The organism is Leifsonia sp. (genome assembly GCF_051955155.1).
Taxonomy (GTDB): domain Bacteria; phylum Actinomycetota; class Actinomycetes; order Actinomycetales; family Microbacteriaceae; genus Leifsonia.
The window spans coordinates 12,750-29,327 of sequence record NZ_JBQCGZ010000008.1; the positions used below are offsets into that span (position 1 = coordinate 12,750).

Sequence of the window (16,578 nt, forward strand, 5' to 3'; positions counted from 1 at the left end):
ACGGCCCGAACGTCCCGAACGCGCACACCCGCGCGCGGTGCGGGAGCCGCTAGACCTGGGGGTCGGCGTGCTTGCCGGGGGTAGCCGGCGGGGCCTGCTGGGCCTGCAGGAGGTCGCGGATCTCGGTGAGGAGGTCCAGCTCGGTGATCGGCGCGTCCGGCTCCACGACGCCCTTGCTTCGCAGGCGCTCGGCGCGCTGCTTGAGCTTGTTCAGCGGATAGACGAACGCGAAGTAGACCACGACGGCGACGATCAGGAAGTTGATGATCGAGCCGATCACCGCGCCGAACTTGATGTGCGAGCCATTAAGCGTGACGATCAGCGCGTTGTCGAGCTGGTCGGCCTTGAAGAAGGAGCTGATCAGCGGGGTGATCAGGTTGTTCACGATGGAGGTGACGATCGCGGTGAACGCGGCGCCGATGACGACCGCGACCGCTAGGTCGAGCACGTTGCCTCGCAGGATGAACTCTTTGAACCCCTTGATCACTGCCGATCCTTTCGCGGTTGGTGGTGGAGGAGCGCTACGCGGCCGAGCCGGAGCCCGACGACGAAGAAGACGACGACGAAGAAGACGACGACGAAGACGACGACGAAGACGACCCGCCCCCCGACTTCGTACCACCGCGCGAGTCGGTCCGGTAGAAGCCGGACCCGTTGAACGTCACGCCGACCGTCCCGAACACCTTGCGCAGGTGGCCGCCGCAGTTCGGGCAGACGGTGAGCGCGTCGTCGGTGAAGGCCTGCTGGATGTCGAAGGCGTGACCGCAGTCACGGCAGGTGTAGGAGTAGGTGGGCATCGTCTTCCGTGTCGTCGGGTGCTTCAGGTGAACTGGACGATCCGGGTCGGCGTCACCGCGCCGTCCACCGGCTGGTCGTGACGCTCGCGCGGGACCTCGTCCACGAGCTCGCCGTCGAACAGGACGGCGTACACCGGGGGACATTTTTCCCTGCTGCCCAGGGTCTCGTCGAAATACCCGCGCCCCCAGCCCATCCGCATCCCGCTCGCGTCGACCGCGGCGGCCGGGATGAGGATGAGGTCGACGTCGTTGATCGCGATCGGGCCGAGCAGCTCGCCGACCGCTTCCGGCATCCCGAACAGGCCCTCGGTCTCCGTCTCGCCGTCACCCGTCGTCCAGTCCAGCAAGCCGTCCTCGCGGGAGATCGGCAGCAGCACCCGCAGCCCCTGCGCGTGCGCCCAGTTCAGGAACGGACGCGTGTCCGGCTCGATCGGGGTGGAGAGGTAGCAGGCGATCGAGCGGGCGGAGAGATCCGTCGCGAGGTCCACCAGGTGCCGGGTGATGCCGGCCGTGGCGGTGTCGCGCTCCGTCGTCGTGAGGTTCTGTCGTCGCTCGCGCAGTTCGGCGCGCAGGGCGCGCTTGCGATGGGCGGCAGTATCCGAGTCCATAGCGCAATCCTAGAAGATCGCTCCGCGACCCTTCGGGAATGCGGATACTGTAGGCGGCATGGTGAACCACGTCACGAAAGCAGTCATACCCGCAGCGGGACTGGGGACGCGCTTCCTCCCCGCGACGAAGGCGATGCCCAAGGAAATGCTGCCGGTCGTCGACAAGCCCGCCATCCAGTACGTGGTCGAGGAGGCCGTCGACGCCGGTCTGCACGACGTCCTGATGGTGACCGGGCGCAACAAGAACGCCCTCGAGAACCACTTCGACCGCAACGCCGAGCTCGAGGAGACCCTCATCAAGAAGGGCGACACCGACCGGCTCGAGAAGGTGAACTACTCGACGGCGCTCGCGGACCTGCACTACGTGCGCCAGGGCGACCCCAAGGGCCTCGGCCACGCCGTGCTGCGCGCCAAGATGCACGTCGGCCGGGAGCCGTTCGCTGTGCTCCTCGGAGACGACATCATCGACGCCCGGGACGAGCTGCTGTCGAAGATGCTGGATGTGCAGAACCGGTACAACACGACCGTCGTCGCCCTCATGGAGGTGCCGCCGGAGTCCATCCACCTGTACGGGGCCGCCGCGGTCGAGGAGACGGGTGAGGAGGACGTCGTGCGCATCACCGGCCTCGTCGAGAAGCCGAACCGCGAGGACGCCCCCTCGAACTATGCGATTATCGGCCGCTACATCCTGCGCCCGGAGGTCTTCGACGTGCTGGAGCGTACGGAGCCGGGCCGCGGCGGAGAAATCCAGCTGACCGACGCCCTCGAGTCGATGGCCCAGGCGCCCGACTGGACCGGCGGCGTCTATGGCGTCGTGTTCCGCGGTCGCCGCTACGACACCGGCGACCGGCTGGACTACATCAAGGCGATCGTGCAGCTGGCGGCGGACCGCGAGGACCTCGGCCCCGAGCTGCGTCCGTGGCTGCGCGCGTTCGCGGACGGCCTGGCGGACGAGCCGGAGGAGATCGTCGAGGAGATGCCGGCCGAGCCGGCCGAGCCGCTCGAGTCGGTCGCCGACACGACCCGCTGACGGCCGAGGCATAGAAGGAGCACGCCGTGGCGTTCGTCATCCCCACGCTGAGCGAGGGGCGGATCGGGTTGCGCCCGATCCGCCTCCGCGACGCGCGCCCTCTGGAGCGGTCGCTCCTCGACAATCGCTCCTGGCTGCGCCAGTGGGAGGCGACGAGCCCGTACGCGCCGGGCGCGTTCGACACGCGCGCGAGCATCCGCTCGCTGCTCGCCAACGCGCGCGCCGGACACGGCCTCCCGTTCATCGTCGAGTACGACGGCCGGCTCGCCGGCCAGCTCAACGTGTCCTCGATCGCGTACGGCTCGCTGTCCAGCGCCACCATCGGCTACTGGATCGCCGAGGAGTTCGCCGGCCGCAACATCACGCCGACCGCGGTCGCCCTGGCCACCGACTACTGCTTCTTCCAGCTCGGCCTGCACCGGATGGAGATCTGCATCCGCCCGGAGAACGCCCCGAGCCTGCGCGTGGTCGAGAAGCTCGGCTTCCGATACGAGGGACTGCGGCGCCGCTACATCCACATCAACGGGGACTGGCGCGACCACTTCTCGTTCGGGCTGGTGTCGGAGGAACTCCCTCAGGGGGTCCTGCGCCGCTGGCTGGACGGCAACGTCCCCGAGGACGCCGCGACCATCACAGCGGAGGACAGGGCGGCCGCTGCCATCCCGCTCCCGGTCGCCCGGCAACGCTGAAAGAGTCCCCATCCGCGCAACACACCCGCGCGGCGACCGTGGCCCAGCGGGGCGGCCCCCTACCGTAGAGGCATGAACGGGGATGTGATGGGCGGTGGGGTGGTCGTCGCCATCGCGGCCGCCCTCTGGCTGGCCTATCTGATCCCGGTGTGGCTGCGCCGTCGCGAGTACCTGGCGACGGAGCGCAACGCCGTCCGGTTGCAGCAGACGCTGCGCATCCTCGCCGAGACGAGCGAGCTGCCAGACGAGGTCCGGGTGGAAGCGAACGCGCGGACCGTCGCGGAGCACCAGCGGGTGCTGCGCCGGTCCGAGGAGCGTCGCCTGGCCGAGGCGCGCGCCGAGGCCGCGGCCGTCGCGCGCCGCGAGCAGGCGATCGCCGAGGAGCGCCGCCGCGTGGCCGAGGAGGAGGAGCGGGCCGCCGCCGCGGCGATCGCCGTCGAGCGCGCCGCCCGTGCCGCGGCCGCCGAGCGGGCCCGCGCGCTCGCGCAGTCCGCCGCGCGCCCCACACTCTCGCCGCAGCGCCGCCGCCGGCTCCGCCGCGCCCGTGCCCTCTCCACGCTCCTGCTCGTCGCCGGTGTCGTCGGCGTGATCGCAGGCACGTCCGTCATGGTCGCCACCGGCGCCTGGCTGCTGCCGGCCGCCTCCGCCGTCCTGGCCGTCGCCGCGCTCGGGATGCTCGGCCGGCTCGCGCGCCCCGCGGAGACCGCACCCGCGGTCGCCCCCGCAGCCCGGCCGGTGTCGCCCGTGCTCTACGACGACGCGCAGCACGACGAGATCCCGGTCAAGGAGCGGCTGCGCCAGAGCTGGACCCCGCGCCCGCTCCCGAAGCCGCTGCATCTGTCTCCCGGCACCGTCGCCGCGGCGGCGATGGCCTCCGTCGACGCGGCCGCCGAGCTGCGCAGGGCGGCCGCGCGGGCCGACTTCGACCGCAAGGCGGCGGACATCGTCACCGAGGCCGCGCCGGCGCCGGTGCGACTGCGTCCGGTGCCGGCGGTTGCGGAGGAGCTCCCGGTCGCGGCAGCGCCGGTGGCCGCGGCTGCCCCCACCCCCGCGGCGCCCGTTCCCAGCCGCTTCGCGAGCATGGGCATCGTGGACGCGGTCGACGACGGCGCGCTCGACCTGGACGCCGTCCTCCGCCGCCGCCGAGCGGCGAGCTGAGCCGTGCTCGATTTCGATTCGGCGCGGCGGGAGTGCTAGGCTAGCTGAGCAGTTCCCCGGGGCTATGGCGCAGTTGGTAGCGCGCTTCGTGCGCATCGAAGAGGTCAGGAGTTCGAATCTCCTTAGCTCCACCGGATACAGGAAGGGCCGCCAGGAATGGCGGCCCTTCTTCGTTTCTCCGGTGTGATGCGTGCGCGTCAGTCGGACGCGTCTGCGGTGCCGATGAGGACCGCGCGCCCGACGATGTGCTCGGAGAGCGCGAAGCCGAGAAACGCAGGGGTTGCGTCGTCAGGGATGTCGAGGCGTTCGACGTCCAGCGCGTTGACGGTGATGTAGTAGCGGTGGCGTCCGTGCCCGTCCGGTGGGGCGGCGCCAAGGTAGTGCGAGAGGCCGGCGTCGTTGCGGAGTTGACGGGCGGCGTGGGGGAGCGCGGCGCTGTCCGGTGCACCGGCGCCCTCCTCGAGCGTGTTCGTCGTGGCCGGGATGTCGGCGACCGCCCAGTGCCAGAAGCCGGAGCCGGTCGGGGCGTCCGGGTCGTACACGGTCACGACGTAGCTCTTCGTGCCGTCCGGGGCGCCGGTCCAGCTGAGCTGCGGCGAGCGGTCCCGGCCGCCGGCGACGCCGAACAACCCGGATCGCTGAGCGCGCGCGAGCGCGGCTCCGTGGGAGATGCTGCTGCTGGTCACCGCGAAGGAGGGCACCTCTGGGAGGCGCGCGAACGGGTCGTTGTCGGTCACGGCATTGTCCTTTCTGTTTCCGTGATGGTGTTTCGGCGGTGCTACCGGCCGCGGGACTCGCGCTCGAGCACCTGGATCGCGCCGTCCTGCAGCATCTCCGCGATCTCCCTGGCCTGCTCGACGTCGCGCGAGCGGATGGCCTCGATGAGCGCGTAGTGCGAGCGGACGTGCCGCTCGGCGCGCTCGGGCTCTGCGCGGTCGAGGAACCGCGTCTCCACGGACGCGTCGATCAGGCGCGGTTCGATCGCGGTGAACATCTCGAGCAGGATGGTGTTCTTCGACGCGGCGACGACGGCCTTGTGGAAGAGGATGTCCCTGGCGGCGAACTCCCGCGTGCGCGGGCGGAGCTCATCCCGATGGGCGAGCGCCTCCTCCAGGGCCGTCAGGTCCGCGTCGTCCCGGTTGGTGCACGCGAGTCCGGCCGCATACGTCTCGATCGCGTTGCGGGCGTGGAACACCTCGACGAGGGCAGCGGTGGAGAGCCGCTGGCCGAGCGGGACCTGACCGGTCGCGTAGACGCCGGAGCCTTGACGGCTCTCGACGCGGCCCTCGTTGACCAGGATGCGCATCGCCTCGCGGATGGTCGTGCGGCCGACGCCCATCGTCGCCGTCAGTGCGGCCTCGGTCGGGAGTTTGGACCCGGCGGGATAGGTTCCGTCGTCCAGTGCCTGTCGCAGCTGATCGGCCACCGTCTCGGACAGCGGAATGCGCTGCGCCGGGCTGAGCGCCATGTCGTAACCTCGCTAAATTTGTCTGTTTACCTGTGTAATACTAGGCTCGCCGCATGGTGAACGCAACCACCTCCATCACGAGCGCGCCGCCCGAACGGTGGCCCGCAACCTCGTGGTGTGCGCGCTGGGCACGTTCGCCATGATCGTCGGCATCACCCTGATCCTCTCGATCCTCCCGCTGTACGTCGCCGAACTCCGGGTCCCCGATCCTGCGCGCCCGGCCCGATCGCCGCGGTGCTGATCCGGCGCCGCATGACAACCACCGAAGAAGGGACGCTCTCATGAAACCCCGCACGCTCATCGACAAGATCTGGGACGCGCACCTGCTCGACCACGGCGAAGGCGATCTGATCTACATCGACATGCACCTCATCCACGAGGTCACCTCGCCGCAGGCCTTCGAGGGACTCCGTTCGGCCGGACGCAGGCTGCGCCGCCCGGACCTGACCGTCGGCACCGCCGACCACGATGTGCCGACGGTGGGCATCCATCTCCCGCTGGCCGACCAGCTCGCCGTCAAGCAGCTGCGGCTGCAGAAGGAGAACTGCGCAGACTTCGACGTCGAGCTGCACCCGATGGGATCGGCCGGGCAGGGCATCGTGCATGTCATCGGCCCAGAGCTCGGCCTGACCCAGCCGGGGATGACGATCGTCTGCGGCGACAGTCACACGGCGACCCACGGCGCCTTCGGCGCTATCGCGTTCGGCATCGGCACGAGCCAGGTCGAGCACGTCATGGCCACGCAGACGCTGCGTGTCGACCGTCCCAAGACCATGTCGGTGACGCTCACCGGCACGCCGCACGGTGACGCTTCAGCGAAGGATCTCGCCCTGGCCGTGATCCGCGCGATCGGCCACCGCGGCGGCACCGGTCACCTCATCGAGTTCCGCGGCGAACCGGTGCGCGCCCTGCCGATGGAGGGCCGGATGACCCTGTGCAACATGGCGATCGAGGCCGGGGCGCGCTCCGGCCTCGTCGCGCCCGACGAGACGACGTTCGCCTGGCTGAGGGGACGGGATCGCTCCCCGTCCGGCGAGCTGTGGGATCGTGCGCTCGCGCACTGGGAGACGCTGCACACCGACGACGGCGCCGTGTTCGACCGTGCCGTCGAGGTCGACGTCAGCGGGGTCGGCCCGATGGTCACCTGGGGCACCAACCCGGGCCAGGCGGTGCCGGTCGGAGCGATCATCCCCTCCGAGTTCGCCACCGCGGAGGAAGCGCAGGCCGCCGCGTCCGCGCTCGCCTACATGGGCCTGCAGGCCGGTCAGTCCACCGCGGAGATCCCCATCCACACGGTGTTCATCGGCTCGTGCACGAACGGCAGGCTCGGGGACCTCCGCGCCGCGGCCCGCGTGCTCGAGGGCAGGCACGTCGCCGACGGCATCCGTGCGATCGTGGTGCCGGGGTCGGCGCAGACCAAGCTGCAGGCGGAGGCCGAGGGCATCGCCGCGATCTTCGCCGAGGCAGGGGTTGAGTGGCGTTCGCCAGGCTGCTCGATGTGCGTCGGCATGAACGGCGACACCGTCCCGGCAGGACAGCACGCCGCCTCCACCTCGAACCGCAACTTCGAGGGTCGCCAGGGCGTCGGCGCACGCACCCACCTCGTCTCCCCGGAGACCGCTGCGGCGACCGCGGTCGCGGGGTTCCTCACGACACCCAGCGCGCTGGCCGCCACCGCCTGACACCGACACGTCGACACGAAGGAATCCCATGCACGCAGTCACTCGAGTGACCGGACGCGCGTCAGCGATCCGGCGCTCCAACATCGACACCGACCAGATCATCCCCGCTGTCTGGATGAAGCGCGTCGAGCGCACCGGGTACGCGGACGGGCTGTTCCAGAACTGGCGCAAGGACCCCGCGTTCGTGCTGAACCGGCCGGAGCGCGCGCAGACGACGATCCTCGTCGCCGGCCCGAACTTCGGTTGCGGCTCGTCGCGCCAGCACGCCGTCTGGGCGCTGCGCGACTGGGGCATCCGGGCGGTCATCAGCACCCAGATCGCCGACATCCACCGCACGAACCTGCCGAACGAGGGACTCGTTCCCGTCGTCGCCTCTCCGGAGACCGTCGAGGTGCTCATGGACGCGGTCGACGCGGATCCGGACGCCGAGATCAGCATCGACGTCGAGGGCCGCACCCTCACCTGCACCGCGGCCGGCCTCGTCGACGTCCCGTTCTCGCTGGACGACGCGGCGCACTACAACCTCGTCCACGGCTACGACCCGATCGATTTGACCCTGATGCTGGAGGACGTGATCGCCGCCCACGAGCGCGGGCGCGACCCGTGGCTCCCGGTCGGTCGCGCCGCTTCGGCCTAGCGCCGCGGGCGGCGGCGCCGTCGACGGAGAAGGGGAGGCATCCCCGATGTCCTCCCCTTCTCCGTCGTGCGTGCCCTTCGGCTACTTGACGGCCTTGGTGAACCCGGTCACCGGCTGGTTCTCGTCGAACGCGGCGACCTTGCGGCGGAAGCCGCGGGTCAGCACGAGCAGGTAGACGAAGCCGATAGCGGTCCAGATCAGACCGCCGATCAGCGCGTCGGCGTGCAGGTTCGCCCAGAGGACGCCGGTGAGCACCATGCCGATGGCGGGCAGGACGATGTAGGAGAAGATGTCCTTCGGCGTTTTGCGCATCCCGCGGCGGATGGCGAACCAGGCGATCACGGAGACGTTCACGAACGTGAACGCGATCAGCGCGCCGAAGTTGATGAACGCGGCGATCAGTTCGAGGGTGAAGGCCGCGGCCAGCAGGCTGATCAGGCCGACCAGGACGATGTTGAAGGTCGGCGTGTGGGTCTTCGGGTTGATGTAGCCGAAGAAGCGCTTCGGGAGGACGTTGTTGCGGCCCATCACCAGTAGCATCCGCGAGACGGACGCGTGCGAGGCGAGACCGGAGGCCAGCGTCGCGCAGAATCCGGCAGCGGTCAGCACGGCCTGAAGCACCGGCCCGCCGACCTGGAGGCCGATCTCGGGCAGGGTGCTGTCCTCGATCGCCTCGGTCGGGAACGCCGTCGACGAGGGGAAGCGCAGCTGGGTGAAGTACGCGGCGACGAGGAAGATCGCACCGCCGATGATGACCGTGAGCAGGATGGCGCGCGGCATGATCTTCGGCGTCTTCGCCTCCTCCGCGTACATGGTGACCGCGTCGAAGCCGATGAAGGAGAAGCAGACGATGGTGGCGCCGGTCAGCACGGCGCCCATCGTGACGCCGTCGTGGAAGAACGGGGCGACCAGGGGCACGGACTGGCCCTCGCCGGACGCGTGCACCAGCTGGGCGATGACCAGGACGACGAAGACCGCCATCACCACGATCGAGAAGACCAGCAGCATCATGTTGATGTTCGACGTGCCCTTCATCGTCAGGTAGATGACGGTCGTGACGACGGCGCAGTAGATGACCACCCAGATCCAGCCGGGGATCTCGGGGAACAGCGCCTCCAGGTAGCTGCGGATGATCAGGCAGTTCACCATCGGCAGCAGCACGTAGTCGATCAGCGACGTCCAGCCGACCATGAACCCGACGTTCGGGTGCACGGACTCGCGCACGTAGGTGTACGCGGAGCCGGCGCTGGGGATGGCGCCCGACATCTTGCCGTAGCTGATCGCCGTGAACATCATCACGATCAGCGCGACCAGGTAGGCGAGCGGGACGACGTTGTTGGTGTCCCTGGACACCATGCCGAACGTGTCGAAGACGACGGTCGGCGTCATGTAGCCGAGCCCGAGCCCGACGATGGCCCACAGGCCCAGTGAACGTTTGAGGGTGGCGCCTCGGGAGCGCGTTGTCGTGGTACCCGTAGAGGTCGTCATGTTCTCTCCTTCAAGAACGTGGCGTCTGGTGCCGATCGCCGGTGTTCCCCGCCGCAACGCTGCGACGGGCGTGAGAGCCATTATCCACGCAATACGGATTACGCCGTCATTTCCGCCGCGCGCGACGGAACCCATCGCCGACGGCGCGATCCGCTGTCGATTCCTGTTGCGTCGGACTCACGAGACGCTGGCGACGTGCCGCCCGGCCGCGGAGGGAGGTTCGGGCTCCGCGGCCTCGTCGGTGCGCCCGGTCAGGACGCCGATGAGACCGGCGGGATCGAGGGGAACGGCATCCCCGCGCCACGCGATGTGCTGGTCCTCGCGCGCCACCACGTACGGATGGTCGTACGCTGCGGCGGCGCTGCCCCGCGCGTCGATCACGGCCAGCGGCATCCCCACGGCGGCAGCCGCGTCCAGCAGGGGCGCCATCGCGGCGGGGTCGGCGAGGCACACGAGCGAGTAGCCGGGACCGAGGTGGTCGTACAGCGACGAGCCGTCTTCGAGGAACAGGTGCGGGGCCCGACAGCCCGGCACCGTCGACGGCGTGTACGAGCCCATGGTGTAGGCCGGGGCGGTCCCGCTGTCATACGCGATGATGGGGGAGGCGTCGTAGACGTAGCCGAAGTTGAGACCCTCGGCGGCGAACTGCTCGACATTGAGCGCATATGCGGTCGCGCCGAGGGCGGCTCTGGCGCGCTCGCCCTCCGGGGACTCCTCCTCGATCTCGGCGGGGACGAGGGCGCTGCTCACCTTCTGCTGGTGGGCCATCGCGAACCGCGAGACCTGGTCGGTGATCGGCAGCCGCTCCGCCTCGTAGGCGTCCAGGATGCTGTCCGGCGCCCAGCCGGACACGGTCGCGGCGAGCAGCCAGGTGAGGTCGAGGACGTCGGCGATCCCGGCGTTCATGCCGTAGCCGGCGTAGGGCACCCAGAGGTGGGCGGCGTCGCCCGCGATGAAGACGCGGCCGTCGCGCAACCGGTCGACGACGAGGCGGCGGGCGATCCAGTCCTCCTCGGACACGACCTCGACCGGGACATCCTCGGCGATGCCGAGGATGGCGCGCAACGATGTCATCCGCTCGACGGTGCCGGCCTCTGCTTCGGCCGCGCTGAGGTGGTTGTGCACGAGGTAGGTCTGCATGCCGTCGATCGAGAAGACGTGCCCGCTGCGCCGTGGGTTGTAGGTGTAGTAGCCCCAGGCCGGCGCTGCCGCCATCAGCTCCCGCAGCGCCGGAACCCGTACGCACGTGGACTGCACGTGCTGCAGGACGGGGTCGCCGTGCAGACGAGCGCCGATGTGTTTGCGCACCAGCGAGCGGCCCCCGTCCGCGCCGATCAGGTAGCGACCGCGGACGCTTCGCTCGGCGCCGGTCTCGAGGTCGAGCAGCCACGCGGTCACGCCGTCCTCGTCGGCCTCGCAGCGCAGGAAGCGGGTCCGCATCCGCAGTTCGAGGTGCGGGCGGGCCGCCGCATGGCGCTGCAGGATCGGTTCCAGGAATGTCTGGTTGATCCGGTGCGGAGGCTCCGCCGTCGCCCACGCCGTGTCGGCGCCCTCGGCACCGGCCGCGCGACCGCGAGGCGACGGCAGGACGATCCTGGCGAGGTCGCCTCCGGTGACCGACGTCCGGATGGCGACGTCGTGCGGGTGGTCCTGCGGCAGGCCGGCCGCGCGCACGTCGTCCGCGACCCCCAAGCGGCGCAGACGCTCCATCGTCCGCGACGACACATGGTTCGCCTTGACGCTCGGCGGGGCCAGGAACGCGCGTTCCTCGACGACGATGGCCGAGACGCCGTGCGCATCCAGGTCCAGGGCGCCGACGAGGCCCACCGGGCCGCCGCCGATGATCAGGACGTCCGCGTCGAATCCGGTTGTCATGAGCGTGTTCTCCTTCTCGCCGTTCAGCGGCTGATCATGGTCGTGAGGTCGCGGCGCCGGCCCTCTGCGGACACCAGCAACGCGCCGAGGCAGATCACCAGGACGCCGATCCAGACGCCGCCGAGCAGGACGATGCCGCCGGTGGCCGCGACCAGCGACGCGGCGATCACCGGGGTGAAGCCGGCGCCGATCGCGGAGGCTCCCTGGAACGCGACCGACGCGCCCGTGAAGCGTACGGAGGTCGGGAAGAGCTCGGCGAGGAACGCCGCGAGCGGGCCGAGAATGATGCCCTGGATGGCCTGTCCGACGATGACGGCGACGGCGAAGCCGGCGACCGTGCCGCTCTGTACCAGCAGCAGCATCGGGTAGGCGAAGAGGATGGCCGCGACGATGCCCACCGCGATCACCGGCTTGCGGCCGAAGCGATCCGACAGCCGCGCCGCGGTGATCGCCGTGACGAACATCGCGACCGCGGAGACCGATTTCGCGCTCAGCACCCCGGTCTGCTCTGCGCCCTGGGCGACGGCGTAGCCGACGGCCCAGACGGTGGCGATGCCGGAGATGGTCAGCTGCGTCATCGCGACCAGGACGCCGAGCACCACATTCTTCGCGTTCGTCCGGAACACCTCCACGATGGGGATGCGCCTGCGCTCGGCCTCCGCCTGGAACCGCGTGAAGAGCGGACTCTCGGAGACGCGCAGCCGGACGACGAGGCCGACGGCCACCAGGAGAACGCTTGCGAGGAACGGGATCCGCCAGCCCCACGCGATGAACTGGTCGTGCGGCAGCAGGCTGGCAGCGCCGAGAGCCAGCGCGGCGAGGCTCGACCCGGCCGGGGCGCCGAGGTTGGCGAACGAGGCGGCGAAACCGCGCTTGCCGCCCGGCGCGTGCTCGAGCGCGATCAGCATCGCGCCGCCCCACTCGCCGCCGACGGCGATACCCTGCCAGACGCGCAGCAGCACGAGGAGGACGGGCGCCAGCGCGCCGACCTGGGCGGTGCCGGGCAGCAGCCCCATCAGGAGCGTCGCGATCCCCATCGAGACCATCGACGTGACCAGCACGCCCTTGCGTCCGAGCCGGTCGCCGAAGTGGCCGAAGATGATGCCGCCGAGCGGCCGCGCGACGTAGCCGGCGGCGAGGGTGACGAAGGAGAGGATGGTGGCGAGGGCGGGATCGAGCCCGGTGAAGAACACCTGCGGGAAGACCAGGGACGCGGCGGTGGCGTAGAGCAGGAAGTCATAGAACTCGATCGTGCTGCCGATGAAGCTCGACGCGAGGATGCGCCGCATCGGCTTGGTGTTGAGCGAGCCCTCGCCCTGGTCTGCCGTGCCAGGAGGAGAGATTTCCGGCGCGCTGCCGGGGGTGTGGACACTCATCGTTGAGCCTCTCGGATTCGGGGGATGGGGGCGCCAGTGGCGACCGGCGCTGTCCGCCCAGTCTGAACAGCATCCCACTTCCGAATCAAACGGAATTGGCTCTATTAGTTCTTTAGAATTGCTAACATGGCTGACTTCACCCTTCGCCAGCTCGAGTGCTTCGTCGCCGTCGTCGAAGAGCGCTCCATCACGGCGGCCGCGCGCCGTCTGCACCTGACGCCCGGGGCGGTGTCCGTCGCGCTCCGCGACTTGGAGGACGCGCTCGGCGTGCAGCTGGCGGTGCGCCGTCGCGGCGAGGGTGCGACGATCACCCCGACCGGCGAGCTGGCGTATGCCCGGGCGAGGGCGACGCTCGCCGATGCCGGGACACTTCGTGATCTGGTCCGATCGGACGGCCTGTCCGGACCGCTGCGCATCGGCTGCTTCACCACGATCTCGCCGTGGATGATCCCGGCGATCGTCGCCCACTTCGACCGCGAGCATCCCCAGGTGGATCTGCAGTTCGTCGAGGGGCCGACCTCGGTCCTCTCCGCCAGGATGCGCGCCGGGGAGCTCGACACGGTCCTGACCTACGCGAACCATCTCGGCACCGGGGTCACGGCGCACCAGATCACGCCCGCTCGGCTCCAGGTGGTGGTCGCGCCGGACCACCCGCTGGCCGAGCTGGAGGAGATCCCGCTGCGCCGGCTCGAGAACGAGCGCGCCATCCTGCTCGGCATCGAGCCGGCGATCAGCCACGTGGAGAGCATCCTGCGCCAGGCGGGACTGCTGCCGACGATCGCCTGGCGGAGTACTGCGGTCGAGACGATCCGCTCGATGGTGGCGCGCGGCCTCGGCTACACGATCCTGATGGGGAGGCCGTACGGCGACCGCACCTACGACGGCCTGCCGCTGGTGTACCGCCGAATCTCCGACGACGTCGCGCCGAACTCCGTCGTGCTCGCGGTGCCGGAACGGATGCAGCCGAGCGCAATGCTCACGCACCTCATCGCGTTCTGCCAGGGCGAGTTCGCCGACGAGCGGCACTTCCTGTAGCGCTGCCTCGCGGCCTCAGACGAGGTAGGTGGCCTCGCGCGCGCGCTCGATGGCGAGGGCGCTGATGCCGGTGATGGCGGCGTCGAAGCGGAGGGCGCTCGCGGCGAGGCGCGGCGGGGAGGGGATACGGCCGATCAGGCGGCGGCTGAGCTGGTCGACGGAGAGGGCGCTGTACTGCGCGAACGCGCCGGCCAGCACGATGACGCTCGGGGCGATGACGACCGAGATGGCGGCGCAGACCAGGCCGATGTGGTCGAAGAACTCGTCGCGCGTGGTCGCGGCCGCCTTGTCACCGGCCTCGACTGCCGCCATCATCCGGCGGAACGCGGGGCCGATGCGCCGGTCGACGTGGCTGCCGGCGCGGTCCACCCAGGGGGCCAGCTCGGTGGCGATCGTGTTCTCGGTGTCGCCGTGCTCGGTGAAGTACCGCGAGAAGGAGGCGGACGAGGTGAGCAGGTAGCCGACTTCGCCCGCGGCCGAGCGGAAGCCGCGGTGCAGCCGGCCCTCGCTCGCGATGCCGGCGCCGATGCCGGTGCCGAGGACCAGGGCGATCGCGCTCTCCTCGCCGCGGGCGGCGCCGTGCAGGTACTCGCCGTAGACCGTCGCGTTCGCGTCGTTCTCGGCCAGGACCGGGAGCCCGGTGCGCTCGCGCAGGATGTCGGCGACCGGGACGTCCCGCCACTCCAGCTCGCTGGCCTTGGTGACGTGGCCCTCGTCGGTGATGCCGGGGAGCGCGATGCCGATGCCCGCGACCGGCGCGCCGACGGCGGGCGCATCGGCGACGAGGCGGTCGGCGAGCCGGAGCAGGCCGTCCAGCCGGGCGGTGCCGGGGTCGGCCCCGTCGAAGACGAAGGGCTCGTTGATCTCGTGCAGGACGGTGCCGCCGAGGTCGACGATGCGGCCGCGCGCGTTGGACTCTGTGATGTCGATGGCGGCGATGGCCCGGCGGCCGGACACGTAGCGCAGCAGGCTGGACGGGCGGCCGGGGGAGGAGCGGTCGAGGCCGGCGATCTCGACGTGGCCGTCCTCGATCAGCGCCTGCGTGAGCCGCTCCACGGTCGCGGAGCCGAGGCCCGTCCGCTCGCGGATCTCGCGGCGGGACGCCGGGCCCGCGGTGCGCAGCAGGTCGAGGATCGCGGTGCGGTTGATCTCCGTCACGTCGCGGGTGGTCGCCGTGCGCGGTGTCTCCGAGACGCTCATCTGCGGCCCCTTTCACATCGCTGTGAGTAAATCCTCGCGCACCGGCATCCCGCCTGACAAGCGGCGCGCGGTCGCGCGGTGGAAATGCTCGGACGAGTTTTCCTTGTGGTTTATCTATCGTAGTGATAGAAAAGCCTGCAGCGGTTCGCGCATTCGCCGGCCGCCGGCCACTTCTCGGAACGAATTGGACTCAACGATGACTCTCACTTCACGCCTCAGAGGCACCTCCCGACGCCGGCGCTCGCTGGCCGTCGCCGCGATCGTGACCGCCGCCGGCATCGCCCTCGCGGGCTGCTCGGCCGGCGGCTCCGGCGGCGATGCGAAGAAGCTGACCCTCTGGGTGTCGCTCAGCGCCGCCCAGCAGAAGGGCTTCGACCAGCTCGCGACGGACTATAAGAAGAAGACCGGTGTCGCCATCGACATCGTCAACATCCCTTACTCGGGATACGCGACCAAGCTGCACAACGCCGCCCAGGCGAACGCTCTGCCCGACGTCGCCAGCGTTCCGGCGCTCGACCCGATCTGGAAGAACAAGCTCGTCGACCTCACCGCGATCGCCGACGACAAGGCCAACAAGATCAACGCCAGCTACGTGGCGAAGGGCTCGGACGGCAAGGTCCTCGCCATCCCCTCCGACGTGACGGCGACCGGCCTGTTCATCAACAAGACGCTCTGGGAGAAGGCGGGGGTGACCTTCCCGACCGACCCGGAGAAGACCTGGACGTGGCCCGAGTTCGTGGCCGCCGCCGACAAGGTGCGCGAGTCCACCGGCGCCAAGTACTCGCTGGTGTACGACGCCTCCCCGTCGCGGCTGCGTGCGATGGTCTACGAGATGGGCGGGAAGTACGTCCACCGCGACGGAGACAGCGGCTCGTTCTCCACGGACAGCGCCAGTGAGAAGGCCGTCGACTACTTCGTCGGTCTCAACGACGACAAGACCATGCCGAAGTCGGTGTGGACCAGCGGCGCCGACCCGTCGGCCCTGTTCCAGAGCGGCCAGGTCGCCGCGTACTGGTCGGGCGTCTGGCAGGTGTCGGCGTTCTCCGACAGCATCACCTCGTTCGACTGGGCGAGCGTGCCCACCCCGGCACAGCCCGTTCAGGCGGCGGACGTCAACTCGGGAGGCCTGATGGTCGGCTTCCAGAACAGCGACGCCGAGGGCAAGGCGGCCACGGACTTCCTGACGTGGATGTACGAGCCGGCGCAGTACACGAAGCTCTCCGAGATCAACGGCTACCTGCCGGTCGAGACCGGGCTGGACATCCAGTACGGCTTCAGCAAGAAGGCCGCGACGGACGCGTTCGCGCTCTACAACAAGGAGCTCGCGCTCTACAAGCCGATCTCCGGCTACTTCCTGCAGGCGCAGACCGGCTGGGTGCTGAAGGGCAAGTCCCTGACCACCGACCCGACCGTCACCGAGCTCGGCAAGGCGATCAACGGCCAGCAGTCCGCCTCCCAGGCGCTGAAGAACATCGTCGCCGGCTACAACAAGCAGGTCGGCCAGTAACAGCCGTTCGATCCGAAGGGAGGGAACC

Annotated in this window: 17 protein-coding genes and 1 tRNA gene; 9 read left to right on the forward strand and 9 right to left on the reverse strand. The window is 70.0% G+C overall.

The window, feature by feature from the left end; translation table 11 throughout:
- Positions 1-49: 49 nt before the first annotated feature.
- From mscL to ACTHMF_RS00555, 3 genes are read right to left on the reverse strand one after another with little or no spacing between them, the layout of a single operon-like run.
- Positions 50-487, reverse strand: coding sequence for a large conductance mechanosensitive channel protein MscL (gene mscL / locus ACTHMF_RS00545; RefSeq protein ID WP_440315861.1), 438 nt, complete (start codon positions 485-487; stop codon positions 50-52).
- 34 nt (positions 488-521) lie between these two features.
- Complete coding sequence (locus ACTHMF_RS00550; RefSeq protein ID WP_440315862.1) at positions 522-797, reverse strand: FmdB family zinc ribbon protein; 276 nt, start codon at positions 795-797, stop codon at positions 522-524.
- 23 nt (positions 798-820) lie between these two features.
- Positions 821-1,405, reverse strand: a complete 585-nt coding sequence (locus ACTHMF_RS00555) for a 5-formyltetrahydrofolate cyclo-ligase (protein WP_440315863.1) — start codon at positions 1,403-1,405, stop codon at positions 821-823.
- 58 nt (positions 1,406-1,463) lie between these two features.
- Here ACTHMF_RS00555 and galU point away from each other — a divergent pair, with 58 nt between their 5' ends.
- The 4 genes from galU (at position 1,464) to ACTHMF_RS00575 (ending at position 4,413) form a co-directional block, all read left to right on the forward strand.
- Positions 1,464-2,435 carry a UTP--glucose-1-phosphate uridylyltransferase GalU gene (galU, locus tag ACTHMF_RS00560; protein WP_314149823.1) on the forward strand — a complete coding sequence of 324 codons (972 nt, stop codon included), beginning with the start codon at positions 1,464-1,466 and terminating at the stop codon, positions 2,433-2,435.
- A gap of 26 nt (positions 2,436-2,461) precedes the next feature.
- Positions 2,462-3,124: a GNAT family N-acetyltransferase gene (locus tag ACTHMF_RS00565; protein ID WP_314149824.1), complete on the forward strand. Its 663-nt coding sequence runs from the start codon at positions 2,462-2,464 to the stop codon at positions 3,122-3,124.
- Between the two features lie 72 nt (positions 3,125-3,196).
- The gene (locus tag ACTHMF_RS00570) at positions 3,197-4,282 is read left to right on the forward strand and encodes a hypothetical protein (RefSeq protein ID WP_440315864.1); all 1,086 of its coding nucleotides are present in this window, start codon (positions 3,197-3,199) and stop codon (positions 4,280-4,282) included.
- 58 nt (positions 4,283-4,340) lie between these two features.
- A tRNA-Ala gene (locus tag ACTHMF_RS00575) sits at positions 4,341-4,413 on the forward strand.
- A gap of 66 nt (positions 4,414-4,479) precedes the next feature.
- On the opposite strand, the gene ACTHMF_RS00580 is transcribed toward ACTHMF_RS00575, so the two are convergent.
- The gene (locus ACTHMF_RS00580) at positions 4,480-5,019 is read right to left on the reverse strand and encodes a YbhB/YbcL family Raf kinase inhibitor-like protein (RefSeq protein ID WP_440315865.1); all 540 of its coding nucleotides are present in this window, start codon (positions 5,017-5,019) and stop codon (positions 4,480-4,482) included.
- A gap of 41 nt (positions 5,020-5,060) precedes the next feature.
- Positions 5,061-5,750 carry a FadR/GntR family transcriptional regulator gene (locus ACTHMF_RS00585; protein WP_314147470.1) on the reverse strand — a complete coding sequence of 230 codons (690 nt, stop codon included), beginning with the start codon at positions 5,748-5,750 and terminating at the stop codon, positions 5,061-5,063.
- Positions 5,751-5,847: 97 nt separating this feature from the next.
- Between ACTHMF_RS00585 and ACTHMF_RS00590 the strand changes: the two genes are divergently transcribed.
- Genes ACTHMF_RS00590 through leuD form a run of 3 tightly spaced genes read left to right on the forward strand, consistent with a single transcriptional unit; the run spans position 5,848 to position 8,069 of the window.
- Complete coding sequence (locus tag ACTHMF_RS00590) at positions 5,848-5,991, forward strand: hypothetical protein (RefSeq protein WP_440315866.1); 144 nt, start codon at positions 5,848-5,850, stop codon at positions 5,989-5,991.
- A gap of 40 nt (positions 5,992-6,031) precedes the next feature.
- The gene (gene leuC / locus ACTHMF_RS00595) at positions 6,032-7,432 is read left to right on the forward strand and encodes a 3-isopropylmalate dehydratase large subunit (protein ID WP_440315867.1); all 1,401 of its coding nucleotides are present in this window, start codon (positions 6,032-6,034) and stop codon (positions 7,430-7,432) included.
- A 28-nt stretch (positions 7,433-7,460) separates the two neighbouring features.
- On the forward strand, positions 7,461-8,069 hold the full coding sequence (leuD, locus tag ACTHMF_RS00600) for a 3-isopropylmalate dehydratase small subunit (protein ID WP_440315868.1): 609 nt from the start codon (positions 7,461-7,463) through the stop codon (positions 8,067-8,069).
- 81 nt (positions 8,070-8,150) lie between these two features.
- Here leuD and ACTHMF_RS00605 read toward each other — a convergent pair whose 3' ends face one another.
- The 3 genes from ACTHMF_RS00605 to ACTHMF_RS00615 form a co-directional block, all read right to left on the reverse strand.
- A complete protein-coding gene (locus ACTHMF_RS00605; RefSeq protein ID WP_314147474.1) occupies positions 8,151-9,557 on the reverse strand; it encodes an APC family permease in 1,407 nt (468 codons plus the stop codon).
- 177 nt (positions 9,558-9,734) lie between these two features.
- Positions 9,735-11,432: an FAD-dependent monooxygenase gene (locus ACTHMF_RS00610; protein ID WP_440315869.1), complete on the reverse strand. Its 1,698-nt coding sequence runs from the start codon at positions 11,430-11,432 to the stop codon at positions 9,735-9,737.
- A gap of 23 nt (positions 11,433-11,455) precedes the next feature.
- Positions 11,456-12,808, reverse strand: a complete 1,353-nt coding sequence (locus ACTHMF_RS00615; protein WP_440315870.1) for an MFS transporter — start codon at positions 12,806-12,808, stop codon at positions 11,456-11,458.
- A 126-nt stretch (positions 12,809-12,934) separates the two neighbouring features.
- Here ACTHMF_RS00615 and ACTHMF_RS00620 point away from each other — a divergent pair, with 126 nt between their 5' ends.
- The gene (locus tag ACTHMF_RS00620) at positions 12,935-13,843 is read left to right on the forward strand and encodes a LysR substrate-binding domain-containing protein (protein WP_440315871.1); all 909 of its coding nucleotides are present in this window, start codon (positions 12,935-12,937) and stop codon (positions 13,841-13,843) included.
- Between the two features lie 15 nt (positions 13,844-13,858).
- On the opposite strand, the gene ACTHMF_RS00625 is transcribed toward ACTHMF_RS00620, so the two are convergent.
- Entirely contained in the window at positions 13,859-15,043 is a 1,185-nt protein-coding gene (locus ACTHMF_RS00625; RefSeq protein ID WP_440315872.1) for an ROK family protein, read from the reverse strand.
- A gap of 196 nt (positions 15,044-15,239) precedes the next feature.
- On the opposite strand from ACTHMF_RS00625, the gene ACTHMF_RS00630 reads away from it, so the two are divergent.
- On the forward strand, positions 15,240-16,550 hold the full coding sequence (locus ACTHMF_RS00630) for an ABC transporter substrate-binding protein (protein ID WP_440315873.1): 1,311 nt from the start codon (positions 15,240-15,242) through the stop codon (positions 16,548-16,550).
- Positions 16,551-16,578: the final 28 nt, after the last annotated feature.

What these genes read in the sequence shown, in the direction of transcription:
- ACTHMF_RS00615 (WP_440315870.1), bottom strand. Translation starts at nt 12,808, where the DNA reads ATGAGTGTCCACACCCCCGGCAGCGCGCCGGAAATCTCTCCTCCTGGC.
- leuC (WP_440315867.1), top strand. Translation starts at nt 6,032, where the DNA reads ATGAAACCCCGCACGCTCATCGACAAGATCTGGGACGCGCACCTGCTC.
- ACTHMF_RS00605 (WP_314147474.1), bottom strand. Translation starts at nt 9,557, where the DNA reads ATGACGACCTCTACGGGTACCACGACAACGCGCTCCCGAGGCGCCACC.
- ACTHMF_RS00570 (WP_440315864.1), top strand. Translation starts at nt 3,197, where the DNA reads ATGAACGGGGATGTGATGGGCGGTGGGGTGGTCGTCGCCATCGCGGCC.
- galU (WP_314149823.1), top strand. Translation starts at nt 1,464, where the DNA reads ATGGTGAACCACGTCACGAAAGCAGTCATACCCGCAGCGGGACTGGGG.
- ACTHMF_RS00620 (WP_440315871.1), top strand. Translation starts at nt 12,935, where the DNA reads ATGGCTGACTTCACCCTTCGCCAGCTCGAGTGCTTCGTCGCCGTCGTC.
- leuD (WP_440315868.1), top strand. Translation starts at nt 7,461, where the DNA reads ATGCACGCAGTCACTCGAGTGACCGGACGCGCGTCAGCGATCCGGCGC.
- ACTHMF_RS00550 (WP_440315862.1), bottom strand. Translation starts at nt 797, where the DNA reads ATGCCCACCTACTCCTACACCTGCCGTGACTGCGGTCACGCCTTCGAC.
- ACTHMF_RS00555 (WP_440315863.1), bottom strand. Translation starts at nt 1,405, where the DNA reads ATGGACTCGGATACTGCCGCCCATCGCAAGCGCGCCCTGCGCGCCGAA.
- ACTHMF_RS00625 (WP_440315872.1), bottom strand. Translation starts at nt 15,043, where the DNA reads ATGAGCGTCTCGGAGACACCGCGCACGGCGACCACCCGCGACGTGACG.
- ACTHMF_RS00585 (WP_314147470.1), bottom strand. Translation starts at nt 5,750, where the DNA reads ATGGCGCTCAGCCCGGCGCAGCGCATTCCGCTGTCCGAGACGGTGGCC.
- ACTHMF_RS00610 (WP_440315869.1), bottom strand. Translation starts at nt 11,432, where the DNA reads ATGACAACCGGATTCGACGCGGACGTCCTGATCATCGGCGGCGGCCCG.
- ACTHMF_RS00630 (WP_440315873.1), top strand. Translation starts at nt 15,240, where the DNA reads ATGACTCTCACTTCACGCCTCAGAGGCACCTCCCGACGCCGGCGCTCG.